Source organism: Nodosilinea sp. FACHB-141 (assembly GCF_014696135.1).
Taxonomy (GTDB): Bacteria; Cyanobacteriota; Cyanobacteriia; order Phormidesmidales; family Phormidesmidaceae; genus Nodosilinea.
In genome coordinates this window covers 280,099-296,760 of sequence record NZ_JACJPP010000021.1, presented here as the reverse complement: position 1 = coordinate 296,760, position 16,662 = coordinate 280,099, and the positions used below count along the sequence as shown (strand labels likewise).

Here is a 16,662-nt window from a genome sequence, read left to right as displayed (position 1 = left end):
AGTTGATGTAAGTAGGTTGGCAGAAGCGATGCCCCCTCGGTGCTAACCTTCATTGAGCACGCAGTCCGACAGATAAGGAGACGCCAGAGCGCATGGGAAAAGTAGTTGGCATCGACCTGGGTACGACCAACTCCGTGGTCTCTGTAATGGAGGGCGGCAAGCCGGTAGTGATTGCCAACGCCGAAGGGATGCGGACTACGCCCTCGGTAGTGGCGTTTAGCAAAGAGGGCGAGCGGCTGGTGGGGCAGATGGCCCGCAGGCAGGCGGTGCTCAATCCCCAAAACACCTTTTATAGTGTCAAGCGCTATATGGGTCGTCGCTACGCCGAGCTCGACCCATCCTCTAAGCGGGTGCCCTACACGATTCGCCGCGATGATTTAGGCAACGTCAAAATTCGCTGCCCCCGCCTTGAAAAAGATTTTGCCCCCGAAGAAATTTCGGCCATCGTGCTGCGCAAGCTGGCGGATGAGGCCAGTCGCTACCTGGGCCAGCCAGTGACCGGGGCGGTGATCACCGTGCCCGCCTACTTTAACGACGCCCAGCGCCAGGCCACCCGCAACGCCGGGCGGATCGCCGGGCTGGAAGTCAAGCGCATTTTGAACGAGCCCACGGCGGCAGCGTTGGCTTACGGTCTCGACCAGGTGCAGAACGAAACCATTCTGGTGTTTGACTTGGGGGGCGGCACCTTTGACGTGTCGATTCTCGACGTGGGCGATGGGGTGTTTGAGGTGCGATCGACCTCGGGCGATACTCAGCTGGGCGGCACCAACTTCGACACCAAAATTGTTGACTGGCTGGCCGATGAATTCCTCGAAAAAGAGGGCATTGACCTGCGCAAAGATCGCCAGGCTCTACAACGACTAACTGAGGCGGCCGAGAAAGCCAAGATCGAGCTTTCTGGCGTAGCCAGTACCGAAATCAGCCTGCCGTTTATCACCGCGAGCCCTGAAGGCCCTAAGCATATTGAGACGCGCCTGAGCCGATCGCAGTTCGAAGGCCTCTGCGGCGACCTGGTCAGCGCCCTACGCGCGCCCCTCAAGCAGGCCCTCAGCGATGCGGGCCTCACCCCCAATGATGTTGACGAAGTCGTGCTGGTGGGCGGCGGCAGCCGCATGCCCATGGTGCAGGACTTGGTGCGCGGTCTGATTGGCCTCGAACCCAGCCAAAACGTGAACCCTGATGAAGCCGTGGCTGTGGGTGCCGCCGTGCAGGCAGGCATCATCACCCAGGAAGTGCAGGACATCATGCTGCTAGATGTCACGTCTCTGTCCTTGGGACTGGAGACTATCGGCGGCGTGATGAAGAAGGTAATTCCTCGCAACACCACGATTCCGGTGCGGCGATCGGATATCTTCTCCACCTCGGAGAATAACCAGACATCAGTAGAAGTGCATGTGCTCCAGGGCGAGCGCGAAATGGGGGCCGACAACAAATCCCTGGGTCGCTTCAAGCTGATGGGCATTCCCCCCGCACCGCGCGGCGTACCCCAGGTGCTGGTGTCTTTTGATATCGACGCCAACGGCATTCTGCAAGTGTCGGCCATGGATAAGACCACCGGGCGCGAGCAGAGTTTGACTGTCCAGGGCGCTTCTAATCTCGAAGAAGGCGAAGTACAGCGCATGATCCGCGAGGCGGAGGAGTTTGCCGAAACCGATCGCCTCCAGCGTGAGCGAGTCGAAAAGCGCAACCGGGCTGAAGCGCTGACTTTCCAAGCCGAGCGACTGCTGCGGGAGGTAGCCCTCGATTTTGGCATGCAGTTTGCCCGCGATCGCCGTCGCCGCATCGAAGGGTTGGTGCAAGAGCTACGCGACTACCTAGAGAAGAGCGACGAGCGGGGCATCGACATTGCTCAGGCCGAGCTGCAAGACGAACTCTACGACCTCAATCGCGAGGCCTACCTCTACGAAGCTGAGGATGCTCCCGAAGGCGGCATCCTCGGCCAGATCGGTAATACCCTAAAGAAAACCTTCTCCTTCGATGATGACCTGGATGCGCGGCCCAACTACGGCTACCAGGGATCTACCACTTGGGGGAACTGGGACGACGACTGGGACTACGACAATCGTGGCGGAGCGGGTGGCCAGCGCTACAATAGCCCAGCCTACGACAACCGCGCCTACGGGACGGCCGGTTACAATGGCCAGGGTTATAACAACCCGAACTACAACAGCCCAGGATACAGCGATCAGGGCTACGGCAATCAGGGGTACAGTGAGCGTCCCAGCGGCGGCTCTAGCTACGGCAACTCTGGCTATGACCAGGGCTATGGCAATGGCTACGACCGCCCCCAAGAACCCAACCGTCCCCAGCCGCCCACATCGGACTATGGCCGTCAAGACTATGGCCGCCAGGACTATGGGCAACCTGGCTACGATCGCCAGGATTACGATCGCCAAGACTACAGACCGTCGACCGATACCCCATCCGCTGCCGACGACTATCGTAGCTATGATCAGCCCAGCTATGGCCGCCAAGACTACGGTCAAGACGCCCCAAGAACGCAAAATTCTGAGCCCGCCCGCCCTAGCTATGGCGATGCGGGTTACGGTCAATCGACCTACGATGACCCACGCTACGACCGGCCTAGCGCCCCTGAGCCAGGCTACGGCGATGCCGACTATCGCGACGCTGAAACAGAGCGCTCTGGAAACCGTGGTTACGATGATCAGGGCTATGACCCTTACGCTCGCGATGCGTCTCCAGCAGATCGACCCAATACCGCCTCCGCCGCTCCTCGCCGAGACAACAGTTGGGAAGACGACCCCTGGGGGCAGCCCGCATCGGCGAACCGTCCCGCTGAAAACCCGGCTCCAGAGACGCGCGCGCGGCCTGCACCCGCCGAACGCGGCGCTGATGCTGCGAGATCGGTACCCCCTCGCCAAGACAATCGCCGCCCTGCCCCCCGCTACGACGGCGACAACTGGAGCGATCGCGACGAGTGGCTCTAACCCACCCTTCACTTCGCCCTGCCAGCTAGGGGAGCGAACCGGCCAACAGAACCATCCACTCCCCTACCCATCCACCCGCCCACTCCCCCACCCCCTTACCCGCCCACCTATCCACCCTGCATGGAGAACTTTCGGAACTACTACGACATTCTGGGGGTTTCCAGAGAAGCAACGTTTAGTGACATCAAGCAGGCCTACCGCAAGCTCGCCCGACAGTACCACCCCGACCTCAACCCTGGCGACCAAGCAGCAGAGGATCAGTTCAAGCTGATCAGCGAAGCCTACACTGTGCTCTCCGACGACGAAAAGCGCGCCCAGTACGAGAAATTCAGCGAGTACTGGCAGCAGGAGGGCTTTAAGAAAGGCCAGGGTAAATCTGCCGTCAGCGATTTCTTTGGTGGGCGAATTTCCTTAGAAGACTTCGGGTTTGGCGAATTTCCTGACTTCAATGTTTTCGTCGATCAGCTCCTCAACCGTCGCCCAGCTCGCCGTAGCGCTAGCGATGACGATGGCTATGCGACCAACACCGCTACCTATAGCCCATCCACTACTACCGGCCGCCGCGATGCCGAGGCCGACCTCACCGTTCCCCTAAAAAAAGCCTTTCGGGGAGGGCGCGAGCGCATTCGCCTAGAGGATGGGCGATCGCTAGAGGTCAATATGCCCGCTGGCATGGTCACCGGTCAGCGCATTCGCCTGCGGGGCCAGGGCGTGGGTGGTGGCAACCTGTACCTGCGCATTCAGGTTGACCCCCATCCCTTCTACACCCTCCGGGGAAACGATGTGTATTGCCGTGTGCCCATCACCCCCAGTGAAGCTGCCCTGGGCAGCACCATCGATATCCCCACGCTGGATGGTCCCTTGCGCACCCCCCTACCCCAAGGAGCGCAAACCGGACAAATTATTCAGCTGCCAGGGCGGGGGTACCCCATTGGCCGAGAAAGCCGGGGCGACCAGATTGTGGAGCTAGAGGTGGTAGTGCCGACGGGGCTAAGCGATCGCGAAAAAGCCCTCTACGAAGAGCTCCGCCAAACCGAACGCTTTCGCCCCCGCGCTGACCTTTTCACCTAGTCGATTGTTGCAAAAGCGTTACGAAATCCCCCTGTTTTCTCACCAGAAGAATATTGCGTAACCCCTAAGAATTCCCTATAGAATGGACGTTTTAGCCTAGTTCTCGCCACAGCAAACCCACTCAGAGCGCCGTTAGCATCGACAACTAAATGAGAATTTAGCTTTCCCTGATGGCCCCCAAGTCGCTAAACTAGCTATGGAAAAAGGTCATCCCGTCATTTTTAACTATGTCTGTTGTTAGCCAAGTTATTTTGAATGCCGACGACGAGCTGCGCTACCCAACCACCGGCGAGCTCAAGGCCATTGAAGAATTTTTGAAGACTGGCGAGCAGCGCACCCGCATTGCCGCTACTTTGTCTGAAAACGAGAAAAAGATTGTTGACCAGGCCAGCAGAGAGCTATGGCGGCGACGACCCGACTTCATCGCCCCCGGCGGCAATGCCTATGGTCAAAAGCAGCGTTCTCTCTGCATTCGTGACTACGGCTGGTACCTGCGCCTGGTCACCTACGGCGTGCTGGCTGGTGACCAGACTCCCATTGAGGCCATTGGCATTGTGGGCGTCCGCGAAATGTACAACGCTCTTGACGTGCCCGTACCCGGCATGGCTGAAGCCATCCGCTGCCTAAAAGAGGCTTCTCTGAATCTGCTGTCTGACGAAGACGCCGCCGAAGCTCAGCCCTACTTTGACTACATCATCCAAGCGATGTCGTAGCTTTAGAGCAATCTAAAAACCCCGGATTCCTCAAGAATCCGGGGTTTTGCTTTAGGTAGGCTAACTGTCCTGGGGTGCGTCACCCCGAGCGGTGACGCACCGACTGAACGAGTTACAGGGTTGCCAGCACGTCGCGGGCGGCTGCGATCGTAGCGTCAATATCGGCATCGGTGTGGGCTAAGGAAGTAAATCCGGCCTCAAACTGCGACGGTGCCAAGTAGACGCCGCGCTCCAGCATGCCCCGGTGGAAGCGGCTAAACTTCTCCAGATCAGCTCCCTTGGCGTCTTCAAAGTTGCTGATCGGCCCCGCATGGAAGAACATGCCAAACATAGCGCTGATGTGGCCACCATACACCTCATGGCCTGCATCTCGAGCCACCTGAAGTAGACCTTCAATCAGCTTCTTCGTCAGGCGATCGAGCTCGTCGTAGGTGCCAGGGCGTTGGAGCAACTCCAGGGTTTTGATGCCGGCAGTCATGGCTAAGGGATTCCCCGACAGGGTGCCCGCCTGGTAGACCGGACCCGCGGGAGCAATCATTTCCATGATGTCGCGGCGACCGCCGTAGGCGCCTACGGGCAAGCCACCGCCAATCACCTTACCTAAGGTGGTGAGGTCCGGGGTGACGTTGAACTTGGCCTGGGCGCCACCGTAGGCAATGCGGAAGCCAGTCATCACTTCGTCGAACACCAGCAGCGCATCGTTTTCGCGGGTGATTTCTCGCAACCCTTCTAGAAAGCCGCCATCAGGAGTGATAAACCCGGCGTTACCTACCACCGGCTCTAGAATCACCCCAGCAATTTCCCCAGGGTTTTGGGCAAAGAGGGCCTTGACCGCTTCAAGATCATTGTAGGGGGCGGTCAGGGTGTCGCTGGTGGCTGATTTGGGCACCCCTGGAGAATCAGGCAAGCCTAAGGTTGCAACCCCAGAACCTGCCTGCACTAAGAACATGTCGGCGTGGCCGTGATAGCAACCTGAGAATTTAATGATTTTGTTGCGACCGGTGTAGGCCCGCATTAGCCGCAACACGGCCATACAGGCTTCAGTGCCAGAGTTCACAAAGCGCACCATCTCGATGCTGGGCACGGCCTGAATCACCATTTCGGCCAGCACGTTCTCAAGGTAGCAGGGTGCGCCAAAACTGGTGCCCTTTTCTAAAGCCGCTGCTAGAGCTGCCAGCACTTCGGGGTGGGCGTGGCCGCAGATAGCAGGCCCCCAGGTGCCGACGTAGTCGATGTACTGGTTACCGTCGACATCCCAAATGTAGGCGCCCTTGACGCGGTCAAATACGATGGGCTGCCCACCCACTGATTTGAAGGCCCGTACCGGAGAGTTAACGCCGCCCGGCATGAGGTTTTGGGCAGCGGAAAAAATTTCTTGTGATTTTGCTGTTTTAAACGGGGCTGTACTGACCAAAGCACGTTCCTCTCAGAGTCCAAAGTCATTCGGCGGCCTAGATTGAAACCGCCTGAATGTTAGCTCTGATCATTATCCTATTGATTGGATAAGGCACACCTGTTGATGTTAAGGAAAGTAAACTACCGGCGCAGGTGATGCAGACGGCCATTCTTAATCTGCACGACGGGATGGTTAGAAATGCGCACCAGGTGCTCGTCGTGGGTGGTGACGATGACAGTGATGCCGATGGAGTTGAGCTTTTTGAGGATCTTGATTACCTGAAGGGAGTTCTCCGCATCTAGGTTGCCGGTGGGCTCGTCGGCCAGCAGCAGGGGTGGGGTGCTGACTACGGCGCGGGCGATGCTCACTCGCTGTTGCTCACCGCCAGAGAGTTCGTCGGGGAAGCACTGGGCTTTGCCCTGAAGACCCACCATTTTGAGAGTCGGCCAGAGGCGGCGATGAATCTCTTTGCGGGTAAAACCCTGGGCCCACAGCACAAAGGCTACGTTCTCGGCCACAGTGCGCTTAGGAATCAGCTTGTAATCTTGGAATACGACACCGATGCGGCGGCGCATCATCGCTAGGCGGTTGCCCCGCAGGTCAGAAATCGGTTCATCGCCTACAAGAATGTTGCCGCTGGTGGGGCGCTCGTAGCCGTAGAGCAGTTTGAGTAGGGTTGATTTGCCCGAGCCCGACGGGCCGGTGACGAAGAGAAAATCGCCGGGATTGACTGTTAGATTGACGCCAGCCAGCGCCTTGCTGCCGTTGGCATAGACCTTCTCAACGTTGTTGAGGGAAACGATGGGCTGAACAGAGGTGTCTTGGGGAGGAGCAGCGTCGAGCACGGGGGCAGGAGAAGGGTCGGCGGCGGAACGGGCGGGCACTACAAGTTTGAAGCGGTCTTGTAGTCTAGCCTTGACGTCTTCGGGAAGACCGGACAGCTTGGCGTCGTCGGTGGGGCGATGGAGCACAGAAGTCATGGAGCGTCCTAACTGAGATGGGCTAGACAGGCTCAGGGGTGAGGCTGACAAAAACGTATGAACTGCGCAGCCAGCACCGAGGACAGAGCTGACGGGGCTTTTGGGTGGTCATTGTACCGGAAAGACCGTATCCGGCAAAAGGCATATTTGTTTTTTCAATAATCGTTATGTTTCGTTACTGAGGCAACAGCGCGGCTGAAGGGCTTGCCTAACTAGGGCTCTAGAAGAGTACCGCAACGTTTGCAAAATTGGGCATCGTTGTCGTGCAGAGTTAGGCCGCAGCTGGCGCAGGGGCGGTGTTGACCGACTTGGCCCAGTTGGCGAATTAGGCTGCTGACTTGAGTAGGAATGAGCGCGATGCCGGTAAGAATCATCATCACTGTGAGCCCCCGCCCGGCTTCAGAAATGGGGGTGACATCGCCGTAGCCTACCGTGGTCATGGTGACCACAGCGAAATAGAGCGCGTCTAAAAAGGTGCCGAATTCTTCGGGGTTGCTGGGATGCTCAACTTGAAAGATCAGGCCGGAGTAGATAAAAACAATTGTTCCTAACGTCAGCAAAATACGAATTAAGATGAGGCTGTCTGTGCTGGTTACTTGGCCAAACCAGAGCCGGTCGTTGAAGATTCGCACTAAGCGCAAAATTCGCAGCGATCTAAAAAAGCGCAAAAAGCGAATGTCAAAGACGCCAATCCAAGAAGGCAAAATGGCAATCAGGTCGATCAGGCCGTAGAGGCTAAAGGCGTACTGCCAGGGGCGCGGGGCTGTCCAGAGGCGCAAACCATACTCGAGGGTAAAGGCCAGCACGATCAGCCAGTCGAGCCAGTCCAGCCATTCATCTAGGGCAGGAGAGATGGGGTAGCTTTTGATCACAAAAATGGCGGCCGACGTAAAGATCAGCAGCACGATCGCGCCGTTGACTATCCGACCAGGCATCGTGTCGGTGGTGTCTAGGTGGCCGCGCAGGCGTTCGCGCAGTGCCGGTCCCTGACCCTCGTGCTGGGCTTCCTGCTTTTCATCGGTAGTTTCTGCCATCGTGTTAATGCCCACCCCCAGGATGGTTCTATGCTCTGGCCTGGGCTAAGATAACCAGGCAGACTGATTTTTATCTGGCTGCGATTTTATAGCTATCTTGCCCTGGCTTTAAATTATCCAACGGTCAATTTGGCTTTGAGGGATGAACTGGGTCTAGGTTAGCGTTTGCTCCTAGGCCGCTGTGGGCCAAATTTTCACCAGTGATATCGTTAAGCTGGACTGAGGGTTAGATTTAGTATCACTGCGGCACTTTGAGCACCTATGGCGATCGCACCAATTATTACTACCCCCAACGATTTTTCGCCCAGCGCGACGGGCACTTGGTCGCCGCTACCGACCCAGCGACCGCTGTTGCTGGTGGGTCATGGTAGTCGAGACACGGAGGGGCGCGATCGCGTTCTAGAATTTGCCGCTGCCTACCAAAAACTCGACACTTCTCGCCCCGTAATTCCCTGCTTTTTAGAGTTAACAGAACCGACGATTCAAGACGGGGTAGATCTGTGTGTGGAGAAGGGCTACACCGATATTTCGGTGCTGCCAATTTTGCTCTTTGCCGCTCGCCACAACAAGTTTGATGTCACCAACGAACTGGATCGGGCTCGCCAGCGTCACCCTCAGGTAACCTTTCACTACGGTCGCCACTTTGGCATTACCCCAGCCATTATTCAGCTTTGGCAGGAGCGGCTGGCGGAGCTAGATACGCCTCGATTCAATCCCAACAATATTGCTCGCGAAGACACGGTGCTGCTGTTTGTGGGTCGAGGAGCCAGCGACCCCGATGCTAATGGCGATGTCTATAAATTGGCTCGCATTGTGTGGGAAGGCAGCCGCTACAAAACAGTTGAGATTTGCTTTATTGGCATTACTCATCCCCGCCTAGAAGAGGGATTTCGCCGCGCCAGGATGTATGAGCCAAAACGCATGATTGTGCTGCCCTACTTCCTCTTTACGGGGGTGCTGATCAAGAAAATCATGGGCATCTGTGAGCAGGAGCAGGCGGCCCATCCAGAACAGCTGGTGAGCTACCTGCCGGAGATGGGTAGCCATCCTCAGTTGATGCAGATTTTGCGCGATCGCGAAATTGAAACCCACCTGGGCCAGGTAGCAATGAACTGCGAAATGTGTAAATTCCGCCTGGCTGCCGGGGGTGGTCAGCACGGCCACGATCACGGACACGCTCACGATCACGGGCATGGCCATGACCACGGACAGGCTCACGATCACGGACATCACCACCATGGCGAACCCGTAGATCTCTTTCCCGAACCCGACGATTACCATCAGCGGGCCTGGCAGGTGCCCTAGCTGCTTATCTAATTGCGCTGGGAATGCTTAAAGAAGCGCCTGGGCAGCGGCCTAGGTAAGTCTTTAACGCAGCCCAGGGAGCAGCCATGTTTAAATCCGTCAGTCGGCACGTGTGCGCCTTTGACTTGGAGTGGGTGCCTGACCCGACATCGGGGCGGCGAGTGTATGGCCTGCCCGCAGCGCTACCGGATGTTGAGGTGTTTGAGGTGATGTGGGCTAAGGCTGGAGCTACGGCAGAAAAACCTCGGCCTCATCTTAAAACGGCACTGTGCCGTGTGGTCGCTGTCTCGGCGGTGGTGCGAGAGCAGCAAAACAACGGGGAGATTAGCCTGCGGTTAACCACTTTGCCCAGACAGATCGATCGCTTGATGGATGAAGGCGAACTGATTTCTACTTTTCTGGGCTATTTGGGGCAGCACCATCCTCAGCTGGTGGGCTTTAATTCTCAAACCGCTGACCTGCCAATCTTGCTTCAGCGTGGACTGGTGGCAGGTGTCTCGGCAGCAGAGTTTTGCCGCCGGGCCGATAAGGGCTGGGGCAGCGACTACTTTAGCCGCCACGGCGATGCCCATATTGATTTGAAAAGTATTCTCAGCGGCTGGGGGATTGCTACACCTACTCTGCACGAACTAGCGGCGGCGATGGGGATTCCGGGCCAGGTGGGGGCGCAACCCCATGATGTGGTGGATTGGTGGGTTGAGGGGGATTTGCGAGCGATCGCGGCGCAGAGTCAGTTCGATGCGCTGAGTACCTATCTGCTATGGCTGCGGACGGCGCGGTTCGCTGGGTTCTTTAACGAGGAGCAGTTCATGGAGGAAGAAGAGCGGGTGCGGCGAATGGTGGGCGATCGCATTGCCCAAGGCGACCATCACCTGACTCAATATCTGCATCGGTGGGATAGTTTCAACCTCCCACTTAACGATGCCATGGTTATTCCCCTAACTGCCACCGCCGTAGCTACAGACCAAGCAGCCTAAGGTTGCGTCAGCTACTCTCCACGGTTAGCCCAACCTCTTGCCCATAGGAGAGTTCCAACGTGTGGCCATCGGGGTCGCGCAAAAAGGCCCAGTAGCCCACCGGGTAGCCAGAATCTTGCGGATCTTGCAGTAGGCAACCCTCCTGCCGGGCCAGGTTGCACAGGGTATCCACCGCCTCGCGACTTTTGCAGCCAACTCCCAAGTGGGCTAGGGGTGTCAGTAGGGGCTGCACCTCAGCTTGCTCAATGAGCACGATCGCAAAGGGGCGCGTGTGGTCAGATAGCCACACAACCTTGACCCCCGTCGCCTGATCGACGCGGTGGTGGATCACCTCCATCGCTGCATAGGCCCTATAGAACGCAATGCTTCGTTCTATGTCAGCAACGGGCAGGGCAATGTGGGTTAACCCCAGATCCACCATGGCGACTTCCTTCCCCCAGGGCGGGGCAGTAGTTAGATTGGTTCCTCAAGAGCGGCTTCGGTGGATGCCTCAGTAAGGGTCACTTCGGTGGATACCTCGGTAGCCTCCTCGATCGCCTCTACAATCGCTTCCACCGTGTCCTCGAAGGGTTCTTCTTGCAGGGCGGGGGGCACGACAGCGACGGCGGCGATCGCATCCTCTGCATCGAGCCGCTGCAACCGCACACCGGTCGCCGGGCGCGACTGAATCGAGATATCGTTTACCCGCTGGCGAATGATAATGCCTCGGTTAGTCACCAGCATTAGCTCATCGCCCTCGCCCACCACCAGCAGGGAGGCCAGGGCGTCGTCACGCTTGCGGAACTTAATCGCCATCAGGCCCATGCCCGCCCGGTTCTGCAGGCGGAACTTAGCCACCGGCACCCGCTTGCCCAGACCCGACGCGGTAATCACCAGCACCCAGGGGCCACCCTCGCTGCCGTTGGTCACGATATCGTCGTCATCGTCACTGTTGCTGCCTGCCTCTGTGGCTTGCACCACCGCCTCCACCACCTGGCTAGGCAGAATATCCATGCTGATCAGCTCGTCGCCGTTGCGCAAAGCCATGGCCCGCACCCCACGCGTGGGGCGACCCAGGGGCCGCAGCTGGTCGTCATCAGCCTTAAAGTGAATGGTCATGCCCCGGCGCGAGCCGATCAAGATGCTGTCGGTGTTGCGGGCTAGGCGCACCCACCTGAGGTGGTCACCCTCTTCGAGGGAAATGGCAATCAACCCGTTGGTGCGAATGTTGCTGAAGGCGGATAGAGCCGTCTTCTTCACAAAGCCGCCCTGGGTGAGCATCACCAGGTATTCCTCGTCGGTAAACTCGCGCACCGCCAGCACCGAGGTAATCGCCTCTTCTTTAGGAATGGGCAGCATCTGCACAATGGGCATACCCCGCGAGGTCCGAGAACCTTCGGCAATCTGATAAGCCCGCAGGGCGTAGGTGACGCCGCGATCGCTAAAGAACAGCAGGTAGTCGTGGGTGTAGCAGGTAATGAAGTGCTGCACGCCGTCATCTTCCTTCATCTTGGCCCCGGCTTTGCCTCGAGTGGCGCGGCTCTGAGCCTCAAAGGTGGCTACCGGCATGCGCTTGATGTAGCCCTGGTCGGTGACCAGAATGACCACCTGCTCGTTGGCAATCAGGGAGATGTCGGTCAGTTCCGCATCATCCATTTCAATGATGGTGCGGCGGGGGCTGTTGTGCTTGGCCTTGAGCTCACCCAGCTCGGTAGTAATGATTTCGAGCACCCGCTCGCGACGGGCCAAAATATCTTCCAGGTCGGTGATTTTAGCGACCAGCTCTTCGTGCTCCTGCTGGATTTTGTCGGCTTCAAGCGCGGTGAGGCGACGCAGCTGCATCTGCAGAATGGCGTCGGCCTGCAAGTCTGACAGACTGTAGGTATCCATCAGTTCTTGCTTGGCTGCGGGGGTATCGGCCGCACTACGAATCAGCCCGATAATGGCGTCTAAATTCGTCAGAGCAATCAGATAGCCTTGAAGAATGTGGTCTTTTTCTTGGGCCCGGCGCAGCTCGTACTGGGTACGGCGCACAATGGTTTCTTCGCGGAACTCAAGGAAGACCTCCAGCATGCGCTTGAGGCCAAGCAGCTGAGGTTCGCTGTTAACCAGGGCCAGCATGTTGACGCCAAAGTTGTTTTGCAGCGGCGTCTGCTTATAGAGATTGTTAAGCACCACCCGAGGGTAGGCGTCACGCTTCAGCTCGATCACGATGCGCATGCCGTCGCGATCGCTCTCGTCTCGAATATCCGAAATCCCTTCCAGGCGGCGCTCGTTCACCATTTCGGCGATCCGCTCGATCATCCCCGCCTTGTTGGTCTGGTAGGGCAACTCGGTGATGATGATGGCTTCGCGATCGGGCCGGCCCCGGTGCTCGATGGTTTCCATGCTGGCCACACCGCGCATAGTGACAGAGCCACGCCCGGTCATGTAAGCATCGCGAATACCGCTGCGACCCAAAATTTGCCCGCCCGTGGGGAAGTCGGGGCCGGGAATGATTTCCATCAGCTCGGCGGTAGTGATGTCGGGGTTGTTGATCAGTGCAATCACGCCATCGATTAGCTCACCCGGGTTGTGGGGCGGAATGTTAGTCGCCATCCCCACGGCAATACCCGAGGAGCCGTTAAGCAACAGCTGGGGCAGCCGCGACGGCATGACCACCGGCTCCTGCTGGGAGCCGTCGAAGTTGTCGGCAAAATCGACGGTATCAGACTCGATGTCTTGCAGCAGCGAGTCGCTGGTCAACGATTGCAGACGACACTCGGTGTATCGCATCGCCGCTGGCGGGTCGTTGTCGATAGAACCAAAGTTGCCGTGGCCGTTGATCAACGGCATGCGCATAGAGAAATCTTGAGCCATGCGCACTAGGGCGTCATACACCGCTGTGTCGCCGTGGGGGTGATACTTACCTAGCACTTCTCCGACTACACGGGCGCATTTACGAAAGGGGCGATCGGCAGCCAAACCCAGCTCGTGCATAGCATAGAGAATGCGGCGATGCACTGGCTTGAGCCCGTCCCTTGCATCTGGCAGCGCCCGACCCACGATCACGCTCATGGCGTATTCCAGGTAAGAGCTTTGCATTTCAACGCGCAGATCCGTGGGGACGATACGCTCTTCTGGGGTTGCCATAGGCTAAAAAACTCCGAATTTGCGAACAACAAAGCGCTAGTCAGACCCTCGCACCGAGTGGTGCTGAATAGCGCTTAATCAGCATGTTTTTTGCGGACTCATGTGAGTTATATTTTAGCACGAATTCTCCGGTTCAAATCAGCAGGCGCTATGGTGGGTGTAGGGGCACAAGAGGCTTGATTTAGCGACGTTTTACCGCCCCGGCTGCATCCTTAATTCGTAGTAGTTCACCACCCCTGACTTTGCCGTGCACCACGCTCTCACCCTGGCCGATTTTGGCGTTATCTATTCGCCCGATTTTTTGACCCACGATACCGGCAGTTTCCATCCCGAAAACGCGGGGCGATTGAAAGCGATTGTGGCTGCTTTAGAGACAGTTGCCTGGGCCGATCACCTCGACTGGCGCGAACCCACCCCAGTGAACCAGCGGGATGTAGATACCCTGATCGCCCAGCTTCATAACCCCCGCTATGTCACAGCTCTGCGGGAAATTGCCCACTCGGGCGGTGGCCACATCGACGGCGATACTGTGGTGTCTGAGGCTAGCTACGCCGTAGCGCGGTTGGCGGTGAGCGCCTGGCTCGACGGCGTCGATTATGTGCTGGAAACGGGGCACTCGGCCTTTGTGCTGGCGCGGCCACCGGGGCACCATGCGGTGCGCGATCGCGGCATGGGCTTTTGTCTGTTCTCCAATGCGGCGATCGCAGCCCACTATGCTTTAGAACAATCTGCGGTTAATCGCGTTGCCATCCTCGATTGGGATGTGCACCATGGCAACGGCACCCAAGCTTTAGTAGAGGAAAACGCGGCGATCGCCTACTGCTCTCTCCACCAGCTTCCCGCCTACCCCGGCACAGGCCAGAGCAGCGAAACTGGCTTTCACCAAAATGTCTTGAACTTGCCCATGCCCCCCGGTAGTGCCAGCGGCGACTATCAGGTAAAGTTTGACCAAAAGGTAATTCCCTTCCTCAAGTCCTTCGCCCCCGACTTGCTCGTCATTAGTGCTGGGTATGACGCTAACGCCGCTGACCCCCTAGCCAATGTCAACCTCTCCCCCAAAGACTTTGGCCTCTTTACCCGCCAGTGCCTAAACGTCACCGACAAAATTTTGTTTGGCCTTGAAGGTGGCTACGACTACAACGCGCTTAGCGAGTCGGTGCTGGCCACCATCAGCGCTCGACTAGGATTTTAGAGACTTTAAATGGACGGCTGGTCACAAATCACACTGCAAACTTCTCTCTGTTAAGGGTAATTGCAAAACGCATTATTCTTAGTGACTGAGCATTTGCGGCAGCTGTAACAACGGAATCAACTACCTCGATGCCCAATATGCTTATAAAGCATGTAAAGCAGTGGTGACGATGTACTGCCTTACAGAGTGTCAGGCCAAACGGAATTTGCAGTAGTCCTAGCATTACTACCGCAAAAGCCATCACTTAGCTGTAACGCCAATGAATAGCGTATGAAAACTTATTTGATTACTGGTGGGTCTGGTTTTATCGGTTCTAATTTTGTCCTCAAGGCCCGAGAAGAACAGTGGGCTAACATTATTAATCTAGATCAGCTTACCTATGCTAGTAATCCTAATAGTCTGAACACTTTAAAGAATGATCCGGGCTACCAACTTATTCACGGGAATATTGGCGACCTCGAGCTAGTCTCTAGTATTTTGCTTCGCCATCGTCCTGATGTCATTCTAAATTTTGCTGCGGAGAGCCACGTTGATCGTTCCATCGTTGAACCCGAAGCATTCATACAGACTAATATTCTAGGTACTTTTCGACTGTTAGAAGCAACTCGTAGTTATTGGGATGAGCTGTCGCCAGAGGACCAGATAGCGTTTCGTTTTCTCCATGTTTCTACCGATGAAGTTTACGGCTCTCTCGGCCCTGAAGATGCACCGTTTTGTGAAACCACTCCTTACGCACCTAATAGTCCTTACTCTGCGAGTAAAGCAGCATCGGATCATTTAGTCCGAGCCTATCATCACACCTATGGAATACCTACACTTACCACTAACTGCTCGAATAACTATGGCCCTTACCAGTTTCCGGAAAAGCTAATTCCTTTGACTATCCTCAGTGCCCTTGAGGGCAAGCCATTGCCGATTTATGGAGATGGCCAAAACATTAGGGATTGGCTTTATGTTGAAGATCACTGCAATGCAATTTATCAAGTCATTCAACAGGGAAATATAGGTGAAACCTATAACATTGGTGGTCTTAATGAGAAGACTAATCTTTCTGTAGTTGAATCCATTTGTGCTTTGCTAGATGAGCTAGCACCCAAATCTGACATTAAACATTCTTCATTAATCACCTTTGTTACAGATCGTCCTGGGCATGACAAACGCTACGCCATTGACTGTAAAAAAATTCATGCTGAATTAGGTTGGAAACCTAAGGAAAGCTTTGATAGCGGCCTGTTGAAGACCGTTAAGTGGTATCTCAAAAATGTCGACTGGGTTAAACAAGCGCAATCCGATGATTACCATGATTGGATTCACGATAATTATTCGGGTCGGCTGGTTGAAAACTAATAGAACTTCTGACAAACTCTCATCAATAGTTTCACAAACTTTTTGGAGCACTTCCTATGAATGGTATCATCCTAGCCGGTAGGACTGAACTCGTCTCTACCCCCTTACGCTCACGGTAAATAAGCAACTTATACATGTGTACAGCAAGCCGATGATTTACTATCCTCTGTCGGTATTGATGTTAGCTGGCATCCAAAAAATTTTGATAATTTCTACCCCTGATTCGCCACCCTTATTTGAACAATTGCTTGGTGATGGTAGCCAGTGGGCAAGCGTCTAGCTTATGCAGAACTTAGAAGAACGTCAGGGCTTGAAGGTCGCCTGTATAGAGGAAATTGCTTATCAGAAAGGCTATATTTCTGGTGAACAACTTTATTGTTTAGCCAAACCTCTAGCCAAAAGTGATTATAGAGCCTACCTTGTACAGCTAATAAACGATAGCTTCTATTACTCTATTCCGGCGAAGGTGCCTACTCTGGGAGTTGTTTAGTATAACAATGGTTTGTAAAACGGAGGAATTGCTTATGCAGTAGTCTATTTACCCCTTGTCTATTTTGGGAAAAGCCTGCTTTAAAGACGATCTCGAAA

General features: G+C 55.9%; 12 protein-coding genes and 1 pseudogene. 8 read left to right on the top strand and 5 right to left on the bottom strand.

Going from position 1 to position 16,662, the window contains the following annotated elements; genetic code table 11:
- Positions 1 to 92 precede the first annotated feature (92 nt).
- From dnaK to H6F59_RS22215, 3 genes are all read left to right on the top strand, one after another.
- Positions 93 to 2,948 carry a molecular chaperone DnaK gene (gene dnaK / locus H6F59_RS22225; protein ID WP_190705823.1) on the top strand — a complete coding sequence of 952 codons (2,856 nt, stop codon included), beginning with the start codon at positions 93 to 95 and terminating at the stop codon, positions 2,946 to 2,948.
- A gap of 120 nt (positions 2,949 to 3,068) precedes the next feature.
- The gene (locus tag H6F59_RS22220) at positions 3,069 to 4,019 is read left to right on the top strand and encodes a DnaJ C-terminal domain-containing protein (RefSeq protein ID WP_190705815.1); all 951 of its coding nucleotides are present in this window, start codon (positions 3,069 to 3,071) and stop codon (positions 4,017 to 4,019) included.
- Positions 4,020 to 4,246: 227 nt separating this feature from the next.
- Complete coding sequence (locus H6F59_RS22215) at positions 4,247 to 4,732, top strand: allophycocyanin subunit alpha-B (RefSeq protein WP_190519569.1); 486 nt, start codon at positions 4,247 to 4,249, stop codon at positions 4,730 to 4,732.
- A gap of 112 nt (positions 4,733 to 4,844) precedes the next feature.
- Here the strand turns inward: H6F59_RS22215 and hemL are convergent, their stop codons facing one another.
- The 3 genes from hemL to H6F59_RS22200 form a co-directional block, all read right to left on the bottom strand.
- The gene (hemL, locus tag H6F59_RS22210; protein WP_190705813.1) at positions 4,845 to 6,146 is read right to left on the bottom strand and encodes a glutamate-1-semialdehyde 2,1-aminomutase; all 1,302 of its coding nucleotides are present in this window, start codon (positions 6,144 to 6,146) and stop codon (positions 4,845 to 4,847) included.
- A 122-nt stretch (positions 6,147 to 6,268) separates the two neighbouring features.
- Positions 6,269 to 7,108, bottom strand: coding sequence for a cell division ATP-binding protein FtsE (gene ftsE, locus H6F59_RS22205; protein ID WP_190705811.1), 840 nt, complete (start codon positions 7,106 to 7,108; stop codon positions 6,269 to 6,271).
- A 212-nt stretch (positions 7,109 to 7,320) separates the two neighbouring features.
- Entirely contained in the window at positions 7,321 to 8,142 is an 822-nt protein-coding gene (locus tag H6F59_RS22200) for an ion transporter (RefSeq protein ID WP_190705809.1), read from the bottom strand.
- Between the two features lie 261 nt (positions 8,143 to 8,403).
- On the opposite strand from H6F59_RS22200, the gene H6F59_RS22195 reads away from it, so the two are divergent.
- Positions 8,404 to 9,447, top strand: coding sequence for a sirohydrochlorin chelatase (locus H6F59_RS22195; RefSeq protein ID WP_190705807.1), 1,044 nt, complete (start codon positions 8,404 to 8,406; stop codon positions 9,445 to 9,447).
- A gap of 86 nt (positions 9,448 to 9,533) precedes the next feature.
- Complete coding sequence (locus H6F59_RS22190; protein WP_190705805.1) at positions 9,534 to 10,424, top strand: hypothetical protein; 891 nt, start codon at positions 9,534 to 9,536, stop codon at positions 10,422 to 10,424.
- 7 nt (positions 10,425 to 10,431) lie between these two features.
- Here H6F59_RS22190 and H6F59_RS22185 read toward each other — a convergent pair whose 3' ends face one another.
- On the bottom strand, positions 10,432 to 10,845 hold the full coding sequence (locus H6F59_RS22185; protein WP_190705802.1) for a VOC family protein: 414 nt from the start codon (positions 10,843 to 10,845) through the stop codon (positions 10,432 to 10,434).
- A 32-nt stretch (positions 10,846 to 10,877) separates the two neighbouring features.
- Entirely contained in the window at positions 10,878 to 13,535 is a 2,658-nt protein-coding gene (gyrA, locus tag H6F59_RS22180) for a DNA gyrase subunit A (RefSeq protein ID WP_190705798.1), read from the bottom strand.
- A gap of 247 nt (positions 13,536 to 13,782) precedes the next feature.
- Here gyrA and H6F59_RS22175 point away from each other — a divergent pair, with 247 nt between their 5' ends.
- The 3 genes and pseudogenes from H6F59_RS22175 to H6F59_RS22165 form a co-directional block, all read left to right on the top strand.
- The gene (locus tag H6F59_RS22175; RefSeq protein WP_190705795.1) at positions 13,783 to 14,727 is read left to right on the top strand and encodes a histone deacetylase; all 945 of its coding nucleotides are present in this window, start codon (positions 13,783 to 13,785) and stop codon (positions 14,725 to 14,727) included.
- A 270-nt stretch (positions 14,728 to 14,997) separates the two neighbouring features.
- Complete coding sequence (rfbB, locus tag H6F59_RS22170) at positions 14,998 to 16,074, top strand: dTDP-glucose 4,6-dehydratase (protein ID WP_190705792.1); 1,077 nt, start codon at positions 14,998 to 15,000, stop codon at positions 16,072 to 16,074.
- 56 nt (positions 16,075 to 16,130) lie between these two features.
- Positions 16,131 to 16,342: pseudogene (locus tag H6F59_RS22165) on the top strand (sugar phosphate nucleotidyltransferase); the annotation flags it as partial.
- Positions 16,343 to 16,662: the final 320 nt, after the last annotated feature.